Here is a 19,789-nt window from a genome sequence, read left to right as displayed (position 1 = left end):
TTTTTATCATCAGGTCGGAATCGTCATCTTTTTATACTTTTCCCTTCCCTTGTTGGCCTTTCCGTTCGGTGCAGAATAAATGAGTACCTTGCACAAATACGATAATAAACTCTATTACTGAGGAGTTACTTCATGACTTCCACACCGATTACAGACTCAGACGTGACACAAGGGGCAACAGATAACCTCTTGTCCGTCCGCGAAAAAATTGGCTACGGCCTGGGTGATGCGGGCGGGACGGTGATTACCTGTCTGATCATGAATTTTCTGACCTTTTTCTATACCGATATTTTTGGTCTGACGCCTGCGCTCGTTGGCACTCTCTTTATTGCTTTGCGCGTATTTGACGCCATTTCCGATCCGGTAATGGGCATTATTGCCGACCGCACGCAAAGCCGCTGGGGGCGCTTTCGCCCGTGGCAGCTGTGGGTCGCCTTCCCGATCGGGATTATCGGCGTGCTGACTTTCACCGTTCCGGAAGCCAGCATGGGCGTGAAAATCGCCTGGGCGTTCGGCACCTATTTGCTGCTGTCCGTTGGCTATACCGCCATCAACGTTCCCTACTGCGCGCTGATCAACACCATGACGACCCGCCACAATGAGGTGATCGCCTGCCAGTCATGGCGCTTTGTACTCTGCGGCGTTGCAGGCTTCCTGGTCTCGGTGGGACTGCCGTGGCTGGTCGCGGAGCTGGGCCAGGGCAATGTCGCAAAAGGTTACCAGCTTGGCGTCGGCGTGCTGTGCGCTGTCGCCGTGGTGATGTTCCTGTGCTGCTTCTTCTGGGTACGTGAGCGCGTCCCGCTGGCGCTGATGGGCAAATTCACCCTGCGCGAGCATCTGGCCGGTCTGCGTAAAAACGATCAGTTACTGCTGATGCTGGTGATGTCGTTTTTGCTGATCAACGTTTTCAACATTCGCGGCGGCGGATACATGTACTTCATCACCTACGTGCTGCAGGGCAGCACGGCGTACACCTCGCTTTTTTTCACTATGGTGACCTTTGCCGCCATTCTGGGCGCGGTGATCGTCAACCCGCTGTCGCGCCGTATTGATACCGTCAAACTCTACTATTACACCAACCTGGTGCTTGCAGCACTGGCTGTTGGAATGTGGTTCCTGCCGGGTGGCCCGGGGCACCAGACGCTCTGGCTGATCGTCATTTTTAGCAACGGCGTGATCCTGGGTTTCACCCTGCCGCTGCACTTCTCGCTGATGGCGTTTGCTGACGATTACGGCGAGTGGAAAACCGGCGTGCGCTCTTCGGGGATGAACTTCGCCTTCAACCTTTTTTTCATCAAGCTCGCGTGGGCGTCCAGCGCCGGGATTATTAGCCTGGTGTTTATTGCCGTGGCCTATCAGCCTGGTGCGGGCAACCAGACACCTGCTTCACTGCAGGGCATCACCGCCATGGAGACGCTGCTCCCCGCCCTTTTCCATCTGCTGCTGGCCGTCTCTATCCGCTGGTGCAGACTCAACAACCCTATGATGTCGCGCATTGCCACCGACCTGCGCCAGCGTCACGTACCGTCCTGAGGAGAACGCTATGTCCATAATGGAAGCCGATCTGCATAAACTAAAAATTAACGACCCGTTTCTCGGGCAGTATCAACGGCTGGTACGAGAAGTGGTGATCCCCTACCAGTGGGATGCACTAAACGATCGCGTAACGGAAGCCGAACCCAGCCACGCCATCACCAACTTCCGCATTGCGGCGGGCCTGGAGCAAGGTGAATTCTACGGCATGGTGTTTCAGGACAGCGACGTCGCGAAATGGCTGGAAGCCGTGGCGTGGTCGCTGTGCCAGAAACCGGATGCTGAACTGGAAAAAACCGCCGACGATGTGATTGCGCTGGTCGCGGCGGCGCAATGTGACGATGGCTATCTCAACACGTACTTTACGGTAAAAGCGCCCAACGAGCGCTGGACGAATCTGGCCGAATGCCACGAGCTGTACTGCGCCGGACATATGATTGAGGCGGGTGTGGCGTATTTCCAGGGAACAGGGAAACGCCGTCTGCTGGATGTGGTCTGCAGACTCGCGGACCATATCGACAGCGTGTTTGGCCCCGGTGAAAACCAGCTTCACGGCTATCCTGGCCACCCGGAAATCGAGCTGGCGCTGATGCGGCTTTACGACGTCACGCAGGAGCCACGCTATCTCACGCTGGTGAAATATTTCATTGAACAACGCGGCGTGCAGCCTCACTTCTACGATATCGAATACGAGAAGCGCGGCAGAACGTCATACTGGAACACTTATGGCCCGGCATGGATGGTCAAAGACAAAGCCTACAGCCAGGCGCATCAGCCGCTTGCTGAACAACAAACGGCCATCGGCCACGCGGTGCGCTTTGTCTACCTGATGGCGGGCATGGCGCATCTGGCGCGCCTGAGTCATGACGAGGGTAAACGGCAGGACTGTCTGCGGCTGTGGAAAAATATGGCACAGCGCCAGCTGTATATTACCGGCGGGATCGGGTCGCAAAGCAGCGGCGAGGCGTTCAGCAGCGATTACGATCTGCCCAACGATACGGTCTATGCCGAAAGCTGTGCCTCTATTGGCCTGATGATGTTTGCCCGCAGGATGCTGGAAATGGAGGCCGACGGCCACTACGCCGACGTGATGGAGCGCGCATTATACAACACGGTACTGGGCGGAATGGCGCTGGACGGTAAGCATTTCTTTTATGTGAATCCGCTGGAAGTGCACCCGAAAACGCTGGCGTTCAACCATATCTACGATCACGTGAAACCCGTCCGCCAGCGCTGGTTTGGCTGCGCCTGTTGCCCGCCGAATATCGCCCGCGTGCTGACCTCGCTGGGGCACTACATTTATACCGTCCGCCAGGATGCGCTTTTTATTAACCTTTACGTGGGCAACGATGTCGCCATACCGGTTGGCGACGAAGTCCTGGCGCTGCGAATTAGCGGCAATTATCCGTGGCAGGAAGAGGTGAACATCGAGATCGTCTCGCCTGTGCCGGTGAGGCACACCCTGGCCCTGCGGCTCCCGGACTGGTGCGCGGCACCTGGCGTGTCGTTGAACGGTGAAGCCGTTGCGGGTGAAATCTCCCGGGGATATCTCTACCTGACCCGTACCTGGCAAGAAGGGGATGTCGTCACGCTGACGCTACCGATGCCAGTTCGGCGCGTGTATGGGAACCCGCAGGTACGCCAACAGGCGGGGAAAGTCGCCCTGCAGCGCGGACCGCTGGTTTATTGCCTGGAAGAGGCCGATAACGGTGCAAATCTGCATCATCTTTCTCTACCTGAAAACAGCGAGTTCAGGATCTTTGAAGGGAAAGGGATTTTCGCGCACAAGATGTTGATACAGGCAGAGGGGATGGGGTGTCACGTGAAGGACACGGATGCGCTGTGGCAGTACGACCGCTCGCCGGTACAACGTCAACCCCAGACGCTGACCTTCATTCCCTGGTTTAGCTGGGCTAACCGGGGAGAAGGAGAAATGCGGATCTGGGTGGATGAAGGCTGAATATCTGCGGCCTGTTGCCCGTAACCCAACCCTCTCCCACGGGAGAGGGAGTAAACGGGCTTTACCGCATCAGAAACGCCAGGTCAGGCCGGTCATCAGCGCGAAGCTGTCGTCGCGGTCGATCATCGGGCTGTTCTTCACGTCGTCAGGCAACACGGTGTAGACCGCGCTGGCGTTGAGGTACAGCTTCTGGGTTAACTGATATTTAGCCGCCAGGCCAACGTATGGCGTCCAGCTGTCACCAGCGGTGTATTGCTCCAGACCTGAGCGGCGAGACTCGCTACCGGATACGCCGTAGTAGTAGTCGTTATAGCTTTCGTCGCTGTAGAACACACCAACAGAAGGCGTCAGGGTCAGGCGCTCCATTCTGATTGGACGGAAGTACGATACCTCGCCCACCACGCCACCGCTTTCATCCATCGCATCACCCGAGACCGCCACTTTCAGCGAACCCCAGCTTTCATGGCGGTAGTATGCGCCGCCGAGGAAAGCTGACGCTTTGCGCTCATCAAGCTGCTTCATCTGATGATCGTCGTTGTCATCAGGATCAAAATGCAGCGGCATCCACGACGCGGTCAGGCTGAATTCATTTTTTGCGTCTTTCCACAGGATCCACCCTCCGGTGGTCTGGCGAACGTAAAAGCGATCGCCTTCATAGCTAATTAATGGTACTGCGGTCGTATTTTCGTTATAGCCTTTGTAAGGAGACTCATTAAATACAGCCCCCGCTCCAAGTGAAAAGTCTCCGGCCATTGCTGAGGATGTTGCAAATAACGTGGCAGCGATCAGTAAATTGTATTTAATAGTCATTACATGTAATCCATTAAAATGCCAAACAAGCGAGGCGCATAATAATGGTTACAAATTTGCCAATGCAACGCTGCGGTTTATATAATATTATATATAAAATCATATAGATGGGTGTGCATGATGAATAAATTACAGCTAAAGCCACGCGAATTAAAAATTATATCCGTCATCGCAGCCACCCATAGCATTGGCGATGCCGCCGCCCTGCTGGGCATGGCGCAGGCCAACGTCAGTAAATATCTGTCTGATTTTGAAACGCGGGTTGGACTGAAGGTTTTTGAGCGTACCACGCGCCAACTGGCCCTTACCCAGTTTGGTGAAGCGTTACTCCCTTACGTTAATGCCACTCTGGATAAGAACAGTCAACTCGTTAATTTCATTGCTGATTATAAGCATGAAAAGCGCGGAAAGGTCACAATCTATGCCCCTACAGGTATCGTGACCTATCTCGCGCGCCACGTGATCCACCAGATAGAAGATATCGGTGACATCCGCATCTCCCTGAAAACCTATAACCTGGACCGAAATGAATTTTCAGAAGGTGTTTCCTTTCCTGATGACTGCGACATTTTAATTACCTATGCGCAACCGAAAGACGAAAGCCTGGTCGCCAGCGTGCTGACAAAATATTCCGTTACAGCATTCGCAACCGTTGAGTATTTAAATAATCATTCCTTAACGGGACCTGAAGATTTAATTAACCATTCCTGCATTCTCATTGACTCCATGCTGGTCGATGATGCAAACATCTGGCGTTTCCGCGTGCACGGCAGTGATAACGTGCACGACTATCGGGTGACAGGTAATTATATTTGCGACAATACGCAGACCGCCCTGGAGCTGGCAAGAAATAATCTTGGGATTGTTTTTGCACCAAAAGAGAGTCTGAGGAAAGAATTAACGCAAGGGATGCTGGTCCCCTGCTTCCCGCATCAGGAAGAGTGGTGGCTCGATCTGACGGCCATCTTCCGCAAACGCGAATACCAGCCCTGGCGCGTGCAATACGTTCTGGATGGCGTTCTGAACTGCCTGCGCCAGCAAATTGCTCAGGCCGCCCACGGACGGCCTGAGCTGGGCGATTAGAACAGTCCCAACGGTTTATCGGAGTAGCTAACCAGCAAACATTTCGTCTGCTGGTAATGCTCCAGCATCATCTTGTGGGTTTCACGCCCGATGCCCGACTGCTTATAGCCGCCAAATGCCGCGTGCGCCGGATAGGCGTGGTAGCAATTGGTCCAGACGCGCCCGGCCTGAATGCCTCTGCCCATTTTATAGGCCAGATTACCGTTGCGGCTCCAGACACCTGCCCCCAGGCCATACGGCGTGTCGTTGGCAATCTCCAGCGCCTCCTCCATCGTTTTGAAGGTGGTCACGGCCAGCACCGGTCCGAAAATTTCCTCCTGGAAGACGCGCATGTTGTTCTGACCGAACAGGATCGTCGGCTCAAGGTAATACCCTTCCTGCAGATCCCCGCCGAGCACTTTACGGCGACCGCCGGTCAGAATATCTGCCCCTTCTTTCTTACCGATATCAATGTAGTTGAGGATAGTTTCCAGCTGTCCGTGCGAGACCTGCGCGCCCATCTGCGTGACGTTATCGAGCGGATTACCGCTGCGGATAGACTCAACGCGGCGAATGGCTCGCTCCATAAAGCGCTCATAGATGGACTCCTGCACCAGCGCGCGGCTTGGGCAAGTGCAGACTTCGCCCTGGTTAAACGCAAACAGCGCAAACCCCTCCAGGGCTTTATCGAAGAAGGCATCCTCTTCCTCCATCACGTCCGCGAAGAAGATGTTCGGGGATTTCCCGCCCAGCTCCAGGGTCACCGGAATGATGTTTTGCGTGGCGTACTGCATGATCTGCTGGCCCACTTCCGTCGACCCGGTAAACGCCACTTTGGCGATCCGTTTCGAGGTAGCCAGATATTCCCCTATCTCTCCGCCCGCACCGTTGACCACGTTAATCACGCCCGGCGGCAGAAGATCGCCTACGATTTCCATCAGCAGCAACACCGAGAGCGGGGTCAGACGCGCCGGTTTCAGCACAATGCAGTTCCCGGCCGCCAGCGCGGGCGCCATTTTCCAGCTCGCCATCAGCAGCGGGAAGTTCCACGGAATAATTTGCCCGACGACGCCCAGCGGTTCGTGGAAGTGATACGCCACGGTGTCGCTGTCTACCTCACTTATTCCGCCCTCCTGAGCGCGAATACAGGAGGCAAAATAGCGGAAGTGGTCAATAGCCAGCGGCACATCGGCCGCCATCGTTTCCCGGATCGGCTTGCCGTTATCCCAGGTTTCCGCCGTCGCCAGCAGCTCCAGATTCTGCTCCATCCGGTCGGCGATTTTGAACAAAATGGCCGCGCGGTCCTGCACGGAGGTATGACCCCATTTATCTTTCGCTTTGTGCGCCGCATCCAGCGCCAGGTCGATATCGCGCTTGCCGGAGCTGGCTATCTCGCACAGCGGCTGGCCGGTAACGGGGGTCAGGTTGGAATAGTATTCGCCGTCGACGGGAGCCACCCAGTCGCCGCCAATAAAATTGTCATAACGAGGCTTCAGCTTGAGGGGAAAACCATACTCGCCGGGCTGGATACGCGATGAGGGAGGATTGTTTGTCATGACCATCTCCTTGCTGTTGGTGTACAACAAGGGTAGTTCCGGCTGGCGATTTTCTCGCCAACCGGTAACGGCGTTTACGACAGGGGTCACATCGCGGCGCGATAAATCGCCACTATCTCATCATGGGTAGCCTGAACGGGATTGGTGAACCCGCAAGCATCCTTCAGCGCATTGGTCGCAAGAACTGGAATATCTTCCTCTTTGACGTTCAGTTCACGGAGGCCGGACGGGATATTCACTTTACGAGCCAGGGCGCGAATTTCCGCGATGCACGCCTGTGCACCCTGCTCATCAGTCATCTTGCTAACATCTACACCCATGGCTCCCGCACAGTCGCGCAAACGGGCTGCCGCCACTTTACTGTTAAACACCTGAACGTGCGGCAGCAGTACCGCATTACATACGCCGTGTGGAAGGTCGTAAAAACCACCCAACTGATGCGCCATCGCGTGTACGTAGCCTAAGGAAGCGTTGTTAAACGCCATGCCAGCAAGGAATTGTGCATAGGCCATCGCCTCACGTGCCCGCGCATTACTGCCTTCTTCAACAGCCTGCACCAGATTTTCGCTGATCATCGTCACGGCCTTCAGCGCACAGGCATCCGTAATTGGTGTGGCTGCCACGGAAACATAGGCCTCAATCGCGTGGGTCAGGGCATCCATGCCGGTTGCCGCCGTTAGCGATGCAGGCATCCCTGCCATTAGAGAAGAATCATTGACGGACAGAACCGGTGTGACATGTTTATCCACAATAGCCATTTTAATATGGCGCGCCTCATCGGTAATAATACAGAAGCGTGTCATTTCAGAGGCTGTACCGGCGGTGGTATTAATGGCAATCATTGGCAATTGTGGTTTTGCCGAGCGATCAACGCCCTCATAGTCACGAATATCGCCGCCATTAGCGGCCACCAGTGCAATACCTTTTGCGCAGTCGTGTGGCGACCCGCCGCCCAGCGATATAACGCAGTCACAGTGGTTACTCTTTAATATTTCCAGACCAGCAGCAACGTTTGCCGTTGTGGGATTCGGATGTGTGCCATCGTAAATCACACTGGAAATATCACGTTCCTTAAGCGCGTTTTGGATATCAGTTGCCATACCCAGTTTGCTCAACATCGCGTCGGTGACAATCAGCGCGCGGCGCCACCCGTAGTCGCGCATGGTATCCATTGCGGAAGATAATGAATCAGAACCAATAATATTCACGGAAGGAATATAAAATACGGATGCAGCCATAATAAATCCTCAAAGAGATAAAAACTATCGGCAGCATACGGAAAAGATTATTTTAAAAATATGATCAAACACCTGTTTTTGCGTACACCTTCGCAGGTTTAACACATTACGCCTGCGAAAGTGTTAATTAATATATAAATCTATTTCAATCCATTCTTATTCTGTATTAATCCCGGTTTTTGTTTCTGGAAATAATAATGAATCACGTAATAAATGATCGTTCCCGCGACGGCGGGTAAAACCAATGCGGTTGAAATACTCCAGGATCTGAATCGCCAGCTTGCGGCCCACGTTCAGCCGGTCGCGGAAATCGGCTGCGCAGGTGGAGCCCCGCTCCTGATCCAGCTCGCGGATCAGGTTGGCAAACGCCACAATACGATCGTTACGGTAATAACGATCTTTCACGATCGCGACTATCAGCCCCTGTTGTGCCGCATGGCGCAACACCTGACGCATGACCTGCTCGTCGGCATTCGTCTCGCGTGCCAGATCGCGAACCCACCACGGCTCATCGCCAAACAGCGAGGCCACTTTTTGCCATACTGCCTCTTGCTCTGCGGTGAACCCGGCCTTGTGATCCGGCAGATGCAGCCAGCCGTGGTGACTTTTAATCACACCGCTTTCGCGCATGTTTTCAATCAGCAGCAGCACCAGCGCATCGTCTTCCATCGGCAGCGCCATTCGTCGCAGACGCTCACGGCCCGGGCCAGGCTCGTCCTGATGCTGTTCATGGTACGTTGCCAGCGTGCTCAGTATCTTACGCTGCCAGTGTGCAGCAACCGGGGCATTAAGCAGACTGTTTCCAGCCTGAATAAAGCCCGGCTGCTGGGCCAGCAGGTGTACCCCTTCCTCGCTCAGCTGGCGTGCCCATGCAAAATCACGCAGACTCACCGCACCACGATCGAGATGTACCCGCAGCGCGGCGTTATCATCGCTGGCCTGCGCGAGCGCTGCCAGCCACTGCAGATATTCAGGTTTACGCTTGCCGCGTCGCGGTGGATTCAGCGCGACGACCCGTGCCCCGGCCAGCGTTTCCCGCGCGGAAATATCACGCAGTACCAGACGATCGTTGTCTGCAAGCCAGAGCGGAGAATCGAATACCAGTTCGGCAAGGTCGTTTTCCAGCAGCGACACGCGCCCGGTGATATGGCTCGCCGCATGGTGAATATGCAACGGCTGCCATTGGGTCAGGGGCATGTGCGTCTGCAGGGAGACAATGACGCGTTCTGACGGTTCAGGTGGGGCGTCGGCGAGCAGCCAGTCGCCGCGGTTAAGCTGCTCTTTTTCCGCATCCCCGGCAATGTTCAGCGCGATCCGCTGCCCGGCATGGGCCTGCTCTGTGGGCTGGTTTTGCGCATGTAGACCGCGCACGCGCATCGGTTTGTTAACGCCCGTCAGCCATAAGCTATCGCCTACCTTTACTTCACCGCTCAGCGCCGTACCGGTAACCACCAGACCCGCGCCTTTGACGGTAAACGCCCGGTCAATGGCCAGACGGAAACGGTGATGGCTGGCGTGGTCACGTGATGAAAGTTGCTGTAAGTGGTGGCGAAGTTTATCGATACCGCGCCCTTCTGTTGCCACGGTGACAAAAAGCGCTGCATCGTCAAAACCATATTCCCGTAAGGTCGCCTGTACCGTTTCGCGTACCTCTCTGACGCGTGCGTCATCCACGCGATCGGCTTTGGTCAGCGCCACGGTCAACTGCGGATTGCCGGTCAGTTGCAGGATCGCCAGATGCTCGCGGGTTTGCGCCATGACGCCGTCATCGCAGGCTACCACCAGCAGGGCATGATCGATGCCCCCCACACCCGCCAGCATGTTAGACAGAAACTTTTCATGCCCCGGAACATCTATAAAACCCAGTACGCGGCCATCAGGCTGGGGCCAGTAGGCATAGCCCAGATCGATGGTCATGCCGCGCTTTTTCTCTTCCGGCAGGCGGTCGGCGTTTATGCCGGTAATCGCCTGCAGTAACGTGGTTTTTCCGTGGTCGACGTGACCGGCGGTGGCAATAATCATTTCAACAACATCTCCAGAAATCGCTCTTCATCTTCAAGGCAGCGCAGATCCAGCCACATTCGGCCGTCGTAAATCCGCCCGATAACCGGAGCAGGCAGGCCACGCCAGCGCGACGACAGGGCGTCAAGGCGGCTGCCGCGCCCGTCACGCGGGGTGAACGTAAGCGCTTCACTCGGCAGCCTGTCCACCGGCAGCGAACCGCTGCCAATCTGCGACTGGCAGGGTTCAATGCGAACGTCAAAATCGGGGTAGTGCGGGGCAATGCGCGGCAGCAGTAATTCGGCCTGGGCGCGAATCGAGGCGGCATCGCGGCTTAACAAACGCAGCGTGGGCAGGCGATCGGCCAGTTTCTCCGGGTGGAGATAGAGCCGCAGCGTCGCGTCCAGCGCGGCAAGCGTCATTTTATCAGCTCGCAGGGCACGCTTGAGCGGATGCTGCTGCAGCTTCGCAATCAGCTCGCGCTTGCCGACGATAATCCCGGCCTGCGGTCCGCCCAGCAGCTTGTCGCCGGAAAAACTGACCAGGCTAACGCCCGCCGCAATCATCTCTTGCGGCATCGGTTCTTTCGGTAGCCCGTAAGGGCTCAGATCCACCAGCGAGCCGCTGCCGAGATCGGCGATCACCGGTATATTCAGTTCACGGCCAATCGCCGCCAGCTCCGCCTCTTCAACCGTTTTGGTGAAGCCTTCAATATGGTAATTGCTGGTGTGGACCTTCATCAGCAGGGCGGTATTTTCATTTACCGCCGCGCGATAATCTTTCGCATGGGTACGGTTGGTGGTGCCCACTTCATGTAGCGTGCAGCCCGCCTGGCGCATCACGTCCGGAATGCGAAACGCCCCGCCAATCTCAACCAGCTCGCCGCGGGAAACCACCACCTCTTTGCCGCTGGCGGTAGCCGCCAGCATCAGCAGTACCGCTGCGGCGTTGTTATTCACAATGCAGGCATCTTCCGCGCCGGTCAGTTGGCACAGCAGGTCCGCCAGCGCCCGGTCACGATGCCCGCGCCCGGCGCCGTCCAGATCGTACTCCAGCGTTACGGGGGCTCGCATGGCCTGCGCGACCGCCGTGATAGCCTCTTCCGCCTGCTGCGCGCGGCCCAGGTTGGTATGCAGCACGGTACCGGTCAGGTTAATCACCGGGCGTAACGCGCTTTGCTGGCGCTTATCCAGCCGCAAGGCGAGCGCCCCTGCCCAGTCGTGGTTCCAGTCAGGCAAGGCTCCCTTCTCAGCAATGGTCCTGCGCGCCTCGTCCTGCAAATTACGCAGCGTCATGACCACGAGCGTACGCCCATAGAGATTCAGCAGGGGTTGAATGGCGGCGTCACGCAGCAAACGCTCCGTGGCGGGAAGATGGCGATAAAGCGAGCTGGAATTCGAAGTCATAAGCCTGCCTGAGTAAAAGAAGACAGGCGACATTTTAGCAGGTCAGGGAAGAGGAGTCCTTACGGATGCGGGGCTTTAATTTATCCTGATCAATAAATCTCGTGAATTTTATAAATTAAAACATCGCTCATATGAATAATTAATTCAGAATTCATCTATGTTAATCAATCGATGAAATGAATAAACTACATTACTATTTTATCAGTTTTTTGCAAGGATGCACGAGCATGAATATTATCTTCAAAGTATACACGGCCTTTTTCCTATTTTTTTGCATGATTTTTTCCGTCAACATCAATGCCGAACAGAAATTTGGTTTTGCCCAACCCCAAAGATGCCAATTGCCCGATGCCCCCTTCCCTATTATGTTTAGAATTGACGATCATCTGGCTAATTTTGCGGGCATGGCCTTTAACATTATTTATATTCCCGCAGACGAAAGCAACCGCTCAGATTTATACAGCCTGTATCAAAACGAAGATGGCTATAATTATCTCTCTCAGTCGCAGGCCACCAGCCGCGGATTTGGTGTGGGAGTATACGATGATTTAAATGACCCGGCAGGTACTATGACAAGCTATATTTCTCAGCCTGTATGCACCAAACAAAACAGCTGCCAACCGTTCCCCACAGGCTGGTCACCAACTGAAAACTTTGGACGATCAGCCTATGAAACGATCAAAGAGAATTACCCTAATGACTTTATTATTGTTCATTCAGGAATGTTTCCTAGCCTCTCTGACGTTCAGCTAAATACCACTATTTTCACGACCACCCGACGGTTCAAACTGCTTCGCATTGAGGTGTTTTCCGTCACCAGTAATGAAGATCCCAACGTGACGCCTGAGTGGATGCACGATACAGGTGCAGAACCCATCGTATTGGAATATCGTTCGAGTACAACAACCAGCGTGCCTTATTACATCCGGGATGATGCCAGCCGCATGTCACGCCCAATGAGCACCAGCCCAATGACCGAATTTCCTCAACACCTCGATAAAGAATCCATCCAGTCGATGGACTTTCACATCAAGTATGACGGCGGAAAATTGGGCGAAATCTACTCTGAAGCTAAGTTCCATTATTTCAATGACGCCCAAAAAGCCGTCTTATCGAAATGCAAGCAGTAGCCTCTGACGGCATCAGGCGCGATCCCTACGCCTTTGGCGGCTCGGTGCGCGCAAAACTTTCACGCTGGAAATGCGTTTCGGCAAGCTTGACCAGCAGCGGACGATCGACGCACCAGCCAGGGGAAACGCGGCGGAAGTTGAGATAGCCGATGGCGCAGGCGATGGCGATGGTTGCCAGGTTCAGGCTGTCGGTTTGAATTTTTCCTTCCCGGATAAGCTGCTCGCACCTGTCCAGGCTGCGGCTGATTTTTTCCCGCTGGCGTAACAGTTCCGTTTCCGACTGCTGGGCGGCGGGCCTTGCCTGTTCACGCACGGAGGTTAACGCCGCATCCATGATGCCATCAGCCAGAGCTTCAATTTGCTTCACTGCCAGCGCCGCTTTTGGGTCAGCCGGCAGCATTGCCGGGGCAACGCCCAGCAGTTCGATATACTCCGCAATAATCGGGGAATCGAACCAGTATTCGCCCTCATCCGTCACCAGCGCCGGGACTTTCCCCAGCGGGTTGTACTGCGCGACGCCGTTTTCAGCGTTGTAGGGCTGTTCATTGATGAATTCAAATTCAATCCCTTTCTCCAGCAGGAGAATCGAGATTTTTCGCACGAAGGGACTGGTGTAGCTACCGATGAGTTTCATTGCCTGATCCTTGATGCCGGAAAAAAGTCAGTATGGATCAAGCGATGAAAAAAGGGCAGGTATGCGTGTCGAATTCCTGCCCTGAAAGGATTAGTGATCGAGGTAGAGGTAGTGCATCCAGCTGGTCATACGGAGCAGCACCTTACGCATCACCGAGACGTGGGCGAAATGGTCCGAGTAGACCGCCACCTGGGCATAAATACCGTCTGGCAGCGCATCAACGTCAGCGTTAGGCTCCAGCTCAATCAGCGCCTGTACGCCATCCGTACCCGGCACAACGGTCAGTGCCTGCAGCGCGCCCTGTGCCTGATACGACCCGCCTGGCACCACTGGCAGAACGCTGGTGAGCTTACCGGTGAACACCTGGCCCGGCAGCGCGTTAAACACCACTTCCGCTTCATCGCCCGGCTTCAGACGTAGCAGCGAGTTCTGACGGAACTGGGCTACAATCTGACGCTTCTGTTCAGGAATAAAAACCATCACCGGACGGAGAGGCAGTGCGGCGGCATACGTCCCCGGACGAATCAGCACCTGGGTGATATAACCGTTACTGGGCGCGCGTACCACGGTCTGATCGAGATTATAGGTGGCTTCCGCCAGTTGGGCGCGCAGGGAAGCAATCTGCGACTGCTCGCCATTCACCATGCTGTCTAACTGGCTTTGAATCTGCGTCTGTTCGGCAACGGAGCCTTTCACCATCGCATCCTGTGCCAGATAATTCTGCCGCGCGTTGTCGATATCGCTTTCAGAGAACGGATTCACCTTTGCCTGGCTGCCTTTCAGGTAGCGCTGATAATCTTTAAACAGACGATCGCGCTCAGAGGAGACGCGGGTGGTATTGGCGACGGCTTCCGCCAGCTGCGCTTTCAGATTATCGATGTTGTGCGTCGCGGTCACCAGGTCGGCCTTCAGTCTGTCAACGCGCGCCTGGTAGCGGCCCGGATCAAGTTTAAATAACACTTCGCCTTTTTTAATAAGCTGGTTATTTTTATTGGTCACTTCACTGACCACACCAGTCACCTGCGGCGTAATTGGAATAGAAATAACCGCTTTTTGCGCCATAAAGGTATACGGATGGTTATAGTTCATTAGCAGAATAAGACCGGCAACAATAAACACGCCGCCTAATGTCGCCGTGGCAAGCGTCCACTGGTTTACCGGAATACGGAATATTTTAAAAATCACCCAGGCGAATGCCACATAGGTCAAAATAATCAACAGATCCATGATTAGCGCTCCAGCGTGTTCTTATCAGCAGCAGGCTTTACCGCGGCCAGCTTTTGTTCGAGTTCCGCCACGCGTTTGGCGAGCGCATCCATGCCCGGGACCTCATCAGGCTTTGTGATGTGGTTTTGCATACCCCAGCCGCGATCTTCACGGTACAGCGTGGCCCAAATCCACAGGAACGGCCAGATGGCATGGAGCGTAAACAGGCTAATCCAGCCAGCCGTATGAATCGCATCGGCATGGGGATGGTTACGCTTTTTGGCCATATTGTAAGGAATGTCATGGATGGCGATGATCCCATAAAAGAGAACCAGAAATACAAAAATCAATACGCCCAGCGCAAAATAGTTGAGAAACATATTCTCCTCACTTAAACAACGTCAACTCATTAAATTAATAAAACAGTACGCAACCTAATTAATATATTTTTAAATACAATAAGGTATACTGGTTATTTCAGAGCCGGAGAGTATCGGTTTTTATAATATCTCCATGCAAGTTTATAAGCGTGTCAAAATATATCCTGAATAATAATATACTTAACCTTACAATATGAGCGTAATCCACGTTCTAACTTTTCGCCATACCACACATCAAAAGTGGTTTTTTAGCTTAACGTGTCGTGCTAAGTCATCCTGACGCCGAATCGCCAGGCAGATTTTGCCGCCGATCGCAGCCGGAGAAATCCGCATAAAAATATTTTGTGAAATCAATCACAATCCAGAAACAAACCCATAAAACAAAAACGTGATGGCAATCACAAAAAAAGGTGTTTTTTGCTTTATTTCTCGCCATCGTATTTTTTTTGCCCATCAATTTTGTGATTCAGATCACCTCATTGATATCCACACCCCCTACATTTACGTGACGTGAGTCACACAAATTTTCGCTATCTGGACAGTTGAACGATTCAGTGCCAGATTTCACAGCATCAGAACAGGGCCCGGCTACCTCTGCCGCCGAACATTAACGATAAACCTCGGGCCGCAAGCCTAAGCGTAAACAGAAGAAGGGGTGTTTTATGTCATCCGATTTCAAGATCAAAGTTCAAAGCTTTGGTCGTTTCCTCAGCAACATGGTGATGCCAAATATCGGCGCGTTTATCGCGTGGGGTATCATCACTGCATTGTTCATTCCGACAGGGTGGTTGCCTAACGAAACGCTGGCGAAACTTGTTGGCCCAATGATTACCTATCTCCTGCCGCTGCTCATCGGTTTCACCGGTGGTCGTCTGGTGGGCGGTGACCGTGGTGGTGTCGTGGGTGCCATCACCACGATGGGTGTTATCGTCGGTGCGGATATGCCGATGTTCCTCGGTGCGATGATTGCCGGTCCTCTGGGCGGCTGGGCGATTAAGAAATTCGACGTCTGGGTTGATGGTAAGATCAAATCCGGCTTCGAAATGCTGGTGAACAACTTCTCTGCGGGCATCATCGGGATGATTCTCGCGATTCTGGCGTTCCTCGGCATTGGCCCTGCGGTTGAAGTGCTGTCCAAAATTCTGGCGGCAGGCGTTAACTTTATGGTGGCGCACGACATGCTGCCGCTGGCGTCTATCTTCGTAGAACCGGCGAAAATCCTGTTCCTGAACAACGCCATCAACCACGGCATCTTCTCGCCGCTGGGTATTCAGCAGTCTCACGATCTCGGCAAGTCTATCTTCTTCCTGATTGAAGCAAACCCGGGTCCGGGTATGGGCGTTCTGCTGGCGTACATGTTCTTTGGTCGCGGCAGCGCTAAGCAGTCTGCTGGCGGCGCAGCAATCATTCACTTCCTGGGCGGTATTCACGAAATTTACTTCCCGTACGTGCTGATGAACCCACGTCTGATCCTGGCCGTTATCCTTGGCGGTATGACTGGCGTGTTCACCCTGAGCGTGCTGGGCGGCGGTCTGGTGTCTCCGGCCTCTCCGGGTTCTATCCTGGCGGTACTGGCGATGACGCCAAAAGGGGCGTACTTCGCGAATATCGCGGCCATCTGTGCGGCCATGGCCGTCTCCTTTGTGGTCTCTTCTATCCTGCTGAAAACCAGCAAAGTGAAAGAGGACGACGATATTGAAGCGGCGACCCGTCGTATGCACGACATGAAAGCCGAATCCAAAGGCGCAACCCCACTGACCGCGGGCGACGTGTCTAACGACCTGAGCCACGTGCGTAAAATCATCGTTGCCTGTGACGCCGGTATGGGTTCCAGTGCAATGGGTGCAGGCGTGCTGCGTAAGAAAGTGCAGGATGCGGGCCTGACCAACATCTCCGTGACCAACAGCGCCATTAACAGCCTGCCGCCGGATGTTGACCTGGTCATCACACATCGCGACCTGACCGAACGCGCCATGCGCCAGGTACCGCAGGCACAGCACATATCGCTGACCAACTTCCTCGACAGCGGCCTGTACACCAGCCTGACCGAACGTCTGGTTGCCGCGCAGCGTCACGAAGACAACGAAGTGAAAGTGCGCTCCAGCCTGCAGGACAGCTTTGACGAGAGCAACGCCCACCTGTTCAAACTGGGTGCGGAAAACATCTTCCTCGGTCGTACAGCGGCAACCAAAGAAGAAGCGATTCGCTTTGCCGGTGAGCAGCTGGTGAAAGGCGGCTACGTCCAGCCTGAATACGTTGACGCGATGCTGGAACGCGAAAAACTGACGCCAACCTACCTGGGCGAATCCATCGCGGTGCCGCACGGTACGGTTGAAGCGAAAGATCGCGTCCTGAAAACCGGCGTCGTATTCTGTCAGTATCCGCAGGGCGTACGCTTCGGTGAAGAAGAAGACGACATCGCCCGTCTGGTGATTGGTATCGCCGCGCGCAACAACGAGCACATTCAGGTGATTACCAGCCTGACCAACGCGCTGGACGATGAGTCTGTTATCGAGCGTCTGGCACAGACTGAAAGCGTTGACGAAGTTCTGGCTCTGCTTAACAAGTAACAGCGCCTCTTCCCTCTCCCCCCGGGGAGAGGGCTAGGGTGAGGGGAAACGTTCCTCACCCCAGCCCTCTCGGGTAAAAACATTGATGAAGGTTAACACTATGAAAGCATTACATTTTGGCGCAGGTAATATCGGTCGTGGTTTTATCGGTAAACTGCTGGCAGACGCGGGCATTACGCTGACATTCGCCGATGTGAATCAGGTTGTCCTGGATGCCCTGAATGCGCGTCATAGCTATCAGGTCCATGTGGTCGGTGAAAACGAGCAGGTTGAGACGGTATCCGGCGTCAACGCGGTCAGCAGCATCGGTGAAGACGTTATCGACCTGATCGCCAGCGTCGATCTGGTCACCACTGCCGTGGGTCCGGTCGTCCTTGAGCGCATCGCTCCTGCGGTCGCGAAAGGCCTGGCAAAACGTAAAGCGCAGGGCATCGACACCCCGCTGAACATCATCGCCTGTGAAAACATGGTGCGCGGTACCACGCAGCTGAAAGGCCACGTGCTTAACGCTGTCGCAGACGAAGACAAAGCCTGGGTTGAAGCGCACGTCGGGTTTGTGGATTCCGCTGTGGACCGCATCGTTCCGCCGTCCGAATCCGCCACCAACGACCCACTGGAAGTGACCGTGGAAACCTTCAGCGAGTGGATTGTTGATAAAACCCAGTTTAAAGGCGCCCTGCCGACCATTCCGGGAATGGAATTAACCGATAACCTGATGGCATTTGTCGAACGCAAACTCTTCACGCTGAACACCGGGCATGCTATAACCGCGTACCTCGGTAAATTGGCCGGTCATCAGACCATCCGTGATGCGATCCTCGATGAGAAGATCCGCGCGGTGGTAAAAGGGGCAATGGAAGAGAGCGGCGCGGTGCTGATCAAACGCTACGGTTTTGATGCTGAGAAACACGCAGCATATATCCAGAAAATCCTCGGTCGCTTTGAAAACCCGTATCTGAAAGATGACGTTGAGCGCGTGGGCCGTCAGCCTCTGCGCAAACTGAGCGCGGGCGATCGCCTGATTAAGCCGCTGCTGGGCACGCTGGAATACGGCCTGCCGCACGCCAACCTGGTGAAAGGGATTGCCGCCGCGATGCACTACCGCAGCGAGCAGGACCCACAGGCGCAGGAACTGGCTCAGCTGATTGATAACAAAGGCGCACAGGCTGCGCTGGCGCAGATTTCCGGTCTGGACGCCAACAGCGACGTGGTTGTGGAGGCGGTTAACGCATACAACGCAACCAAATGATGCACAGTGCGGCGCAGGTTAACCTGCGCCCAGATAATAGATTGTCGGATATGCAGGCAATAATGGAACAAACCCAGGCCTTTGAAAATCGTGTGCTTGAGCGTCTGAATGCTGGCAAAACCGTACGAAGTTTCCTGATTGCCGCCGTCGAGCTGTTAACCGAGGCGGTGAATATCCTGGTGCTTCAGGTGTTTCGCAAAGACGACTACGCGGTAAAATATGCTGTAGAACCGTTACTGGACGGAGACGGACCGCTGGGCGATTTATCCGTGCGTCTGAAGCTGATTTATGGTCTTGGCGTGCTGAACCGGCAAGAGTATGAAGATGCGGAGCTGTTAATGGCGCTGCGCGAAGAACTCAATCATGACGGTAATGAGTACACCTTTACCGATGATGAGATCCTGGGGCCCTTCGGCGAGCTGCACTGCGTCACCGCGCTGCCCCCTGTTCCCCATTTTGATAACAGCGACCCTGAGCTATATTCGATGCAAAAGCTGCGTTATCAACAGGTTGTCCGTTCCACGATGGTGCTCTCCCTGACTGAGCTGATTTCCCGAATCAGCTTAAAAAAAGCGTTTCAGAAGTAAGCCTGTTCACATTGGTGTATCCTTCCCTGTAAATTCCCCGTTTTCAGAGTTATTTGTCATGAAAGAAGTCGAAAAGAACGAAATTAAACGCCTGAGCGACCGCCTGGATCTGATCCGCCACCAGATGGCTGGCCTGTCACTGGTCGATTCCGCCGAGAAGTACGCCGAGCTGGAAAAAGAAGCCGCCACGCTGGAAACAGAAATCGAGCGCTTGCGCGAAGTGAAAGGCCAGAAGCTGAGCAAAGAAGCGCAGAAGCTGATGGATATGCCGCACCGACGTGCGATCACTAAAAAAGAGCAGGCCGACATGGGCAAGCTGAAGAAAAGCGTCCGTGGTCTGGTGGTGGTACACCCGATGACCGAGCTTGGCCGCGAAATGGGCCTGAAAGAGATGACGGGTTTTTGTAAAACCGCGTTCTGATACTTTCCCCCTCACCCTAACCCTTTCCCCGTGGGAGAGGGCCGGG

The 19,789-nt window shown here is 54.5% G+C and carries 16 protein-coding genes; 8 read left to right on the top strand and 8 right to left on the bottom strand.

What is annotated here, in order from left to right:
* Positions 1-132: 132 nt before the first annotated feature.
* Positions 133-1,533 carry an MFS transporter gene (locus V1566_RS03635; RefSeq protein ID WP_395305087.1) on the top strand — a complete coding sequence of 467 codons (1,401 nt, stop codon included), beginning with the start codon at positions 133-135 and terminating at the stop codon, positions 1,531-1,533.
* A gap of 10 nt (positions 1,534-1,543) precedes the next feature.
* Positions 1,544-3,493 carry a glycoside hydrolase family 127 protein gene (locus V1566_RS03630; protein ID WP_395305086.1) on the top strand — a complete coding sequence of 650 codons (1,950 nt, stop codon included), beginning with the start codon at positions 1,544-1,546 and terminating at the stop codon, positions 3,491-3,493.
* 69 nt (positions 3,494-3,562) lie between these two features.
* Here V1566_RS03630 and V1566_RS03625 read toward each other — a convergent pair whose 3' ends face one another.
* A complete protein-coding gene (locus V1566_RS03625; protein ID WP_219322113.1) occupies positions 3,563-4,303 on the bottom strand; it encodes a MipA/OmpV family protein in 741 nt (246 codons plus the stop codon).
* A gap of 117 nt (positions 4,304-4,420) precedes the next feature.
* On the opposite strand from V1566_RS03625, the gene V1566_RS03620 reads away from it, so the two are divergent.
* Positions 4,421-5,386: a LysR family transcriptional regulator gene (locus V1566_RS03620; protein ID WP_395305085.1), complete on the top strand. Its 966-nt coding sequence runs from the start codon at positions 4,421-4,423 to the stop codon at positions 5,384-5,386.
* Here the strand turns inward: V1566_RS03620 and aldB are convergent.
* The 4 genes from aldB to selA all read right to left on the bottom strand — a co-directional run bounded on the left by aldB (position 5,383) and on the right by selA (position 11,566).
* Complete coding sequence (gene aldB / locus V1566_RS03615) at positions 5,383-6,921, bottom strand: aldehyde dehydrogenase AldB (protein WP_023309928.1); 1,539 nt, start codon at positions 6,919-6,921, stop codon at positions 5,383-5,385. The genes V1566_RS03620 and aldB overlap by 4 nt on opposite strands.
* Before the next feature lie 86 nt (positions 6,922-7,007).
* Positions 7,008-8,159, bottom strand: coding sequence for an L-threonine dehydrogenase (gene yiaY / locus V1566_RS03610; protein WP_395305084.1), 1,152 nt, complete (start codon positions 8,157-8,159; stop codon positions 7,008-7,010).
* Between the two features lie 156 nt (positions 8,160-8,315).
* Entirely contained in the window at positions 8,316-10,181 is a 1,866-nt protein-coding gene (selB, locus tag V1566_RS03605) for a selenocysteine-specific translation elongation factor (protein WP_395305083.1), read from the bottom strand.
* Positions 10,178-11,566: an L-seryl-tRNA(Sec) selenium transferase gene (gene selA, locus V1566_RS03600; RefSeq protein WP_395305082.1), complete on the bottom strand. Its 1,389-nt coding sequence runs from the start codon at positions 11,564-11,566 to the stop codon at positions 10,178-10,180. The genes selB and selA overlap by 4 nt, the downstream gene beginning before the upstream one ends.
* A 227-nt stretch (positions 11,567-11,793) precedes the next feature.
* Between selA and V1566_RS03595 the strand changes: the two genes are divergently transcribed.
* Positions 11,794-12,696: a hypothetical protein gene (locus tag V1566_RS03595; protein WP_395305081.1), complete on the top strand. Its 903-nt coding sequence runs from the start codon at positions 11,794-11,796 to the stop codon at positions 12,694-12,696.
* Positions 12,697-12,721: 25 nt separating this feature from the next.
* Here the strand turns inward: V1566_RS03595 and V1566_RS03590 are convergent, their stop codons facing one another.
* The 3 genes from V1566_RS03590 to V1566_RS03580 form a co-directional block, all read right to left on the bottom strand.
* Complete coding sequence (locus tag V1566_RS03590; protein WP_395305080.1) at positions 12,722-13,330, bottom strand: glutathione S-transferase; 609 nt, start codon at positions 13,328-13,330, stop codon at positions 12,722-12,724.
* Positions 13,331-13,420: 90 nt separating this feature from the next.
* On the bottom strand, positions 13,421-14,557 hold the full coding sequence (locus V1566_RS03585; protein WP_395305079.1) for an HlyD family secretion protein: 1,137 nt from the start codon (positions 14,555-14,557) through the stop codon (positions 13,421-13,423).
* 2 nt (positions 14,558-14,559) lie between these two features.
* On the bottom strand, positions 14,560-14,916 hold the full coding sequence (locus V1566_RS03580) for a DUF3302 domain-containing protein (RefSeq protein WP_024906600.1): 357 nt from the start codon (positions 14,914-14,916) through the stop codon (positions 14,560-14,562).
* A gap of 662 nt (positions 14,917-15,578) precedes the next feature.
* Between V1566_RS03580 and V1566_RS03575 the strand changes: the two genes are divergently transcribed.
* The 4 genes from V1566_RS03575 to V1566_RS03560 all read left to right on the top strand — a co-directional run bounded on the left by V1566_RS03575 (position 15,579) and on the right by V1566_RS03560 (position 19,743).
* On the top strand, positions 15,579-17,486 hold the full coding sequence (locus tag V1566_RS03575; RefSeq protein ID WP_395305078.1) for a PTS mannitol transporter subunit IICBA: 1,908 nt from the start codon (positions 15,579-15,581) through the stop codon (positions 17,484-17,486).
* A 100-nt stretch (positions 17,487-17,586) separates the two neighbouring features.
* Positions 17,587-18,735 (top strand): mannitol-1-phosphate 5-dehydrogenase, encoded by a 1,149-nt coding sequence (mtlD, locus tag V1566_RS03570; RefSeq protein WP_395305077.1) that lies wholly within the window; start codon positions 17,587-17,589, stop codon positions 18,733-18,735.
* Complete coding sequence (gene mtlR, locus V1566_RS03565) at positions 18,732-19,322, top strand: mannitol operon repressor MtlR (RefSeq protein ID WP_395305076.1); 591 nt, start codon at positions 18,732-18,734, stop codon at positions 19,320-19,322. The genes mtlD and mtlR overlap by 4 nt, the downstream gene beginning before the upstream one ends.
* A gap of 58 nt (positions 19,323-19,380) precedes the next feature.
* Positions 19,381-19,743 carry a YibL family ribosome-associated protein gene (locus V1566_RS03560; protein WP_063145475.1) on the top strand — a complete coding sequence of 121 codons (363 nt, stop codon included), beginning with the start codon at positions 19,381-19,383 and terminating at the stop codon, positions 19,741-19,743.
* The last annotated feature ends 46 nt before the right edge of the window (positions 19,744-19,789 follow it).

Source organism: Enterobacter sp. ECC-019 (assembly GCF_043974075.1).
Classification (GTDB): domain Bacteria; phylum Pseudomonadota; class Gammaproteobacteria; order Enterobacterales; family Enterobacteriaceae; genus Enterobacter; species Enterobacter asburiae_D.
This window is presented reverse-complemented; position numbering and strand designations above follow the sequence as displayed.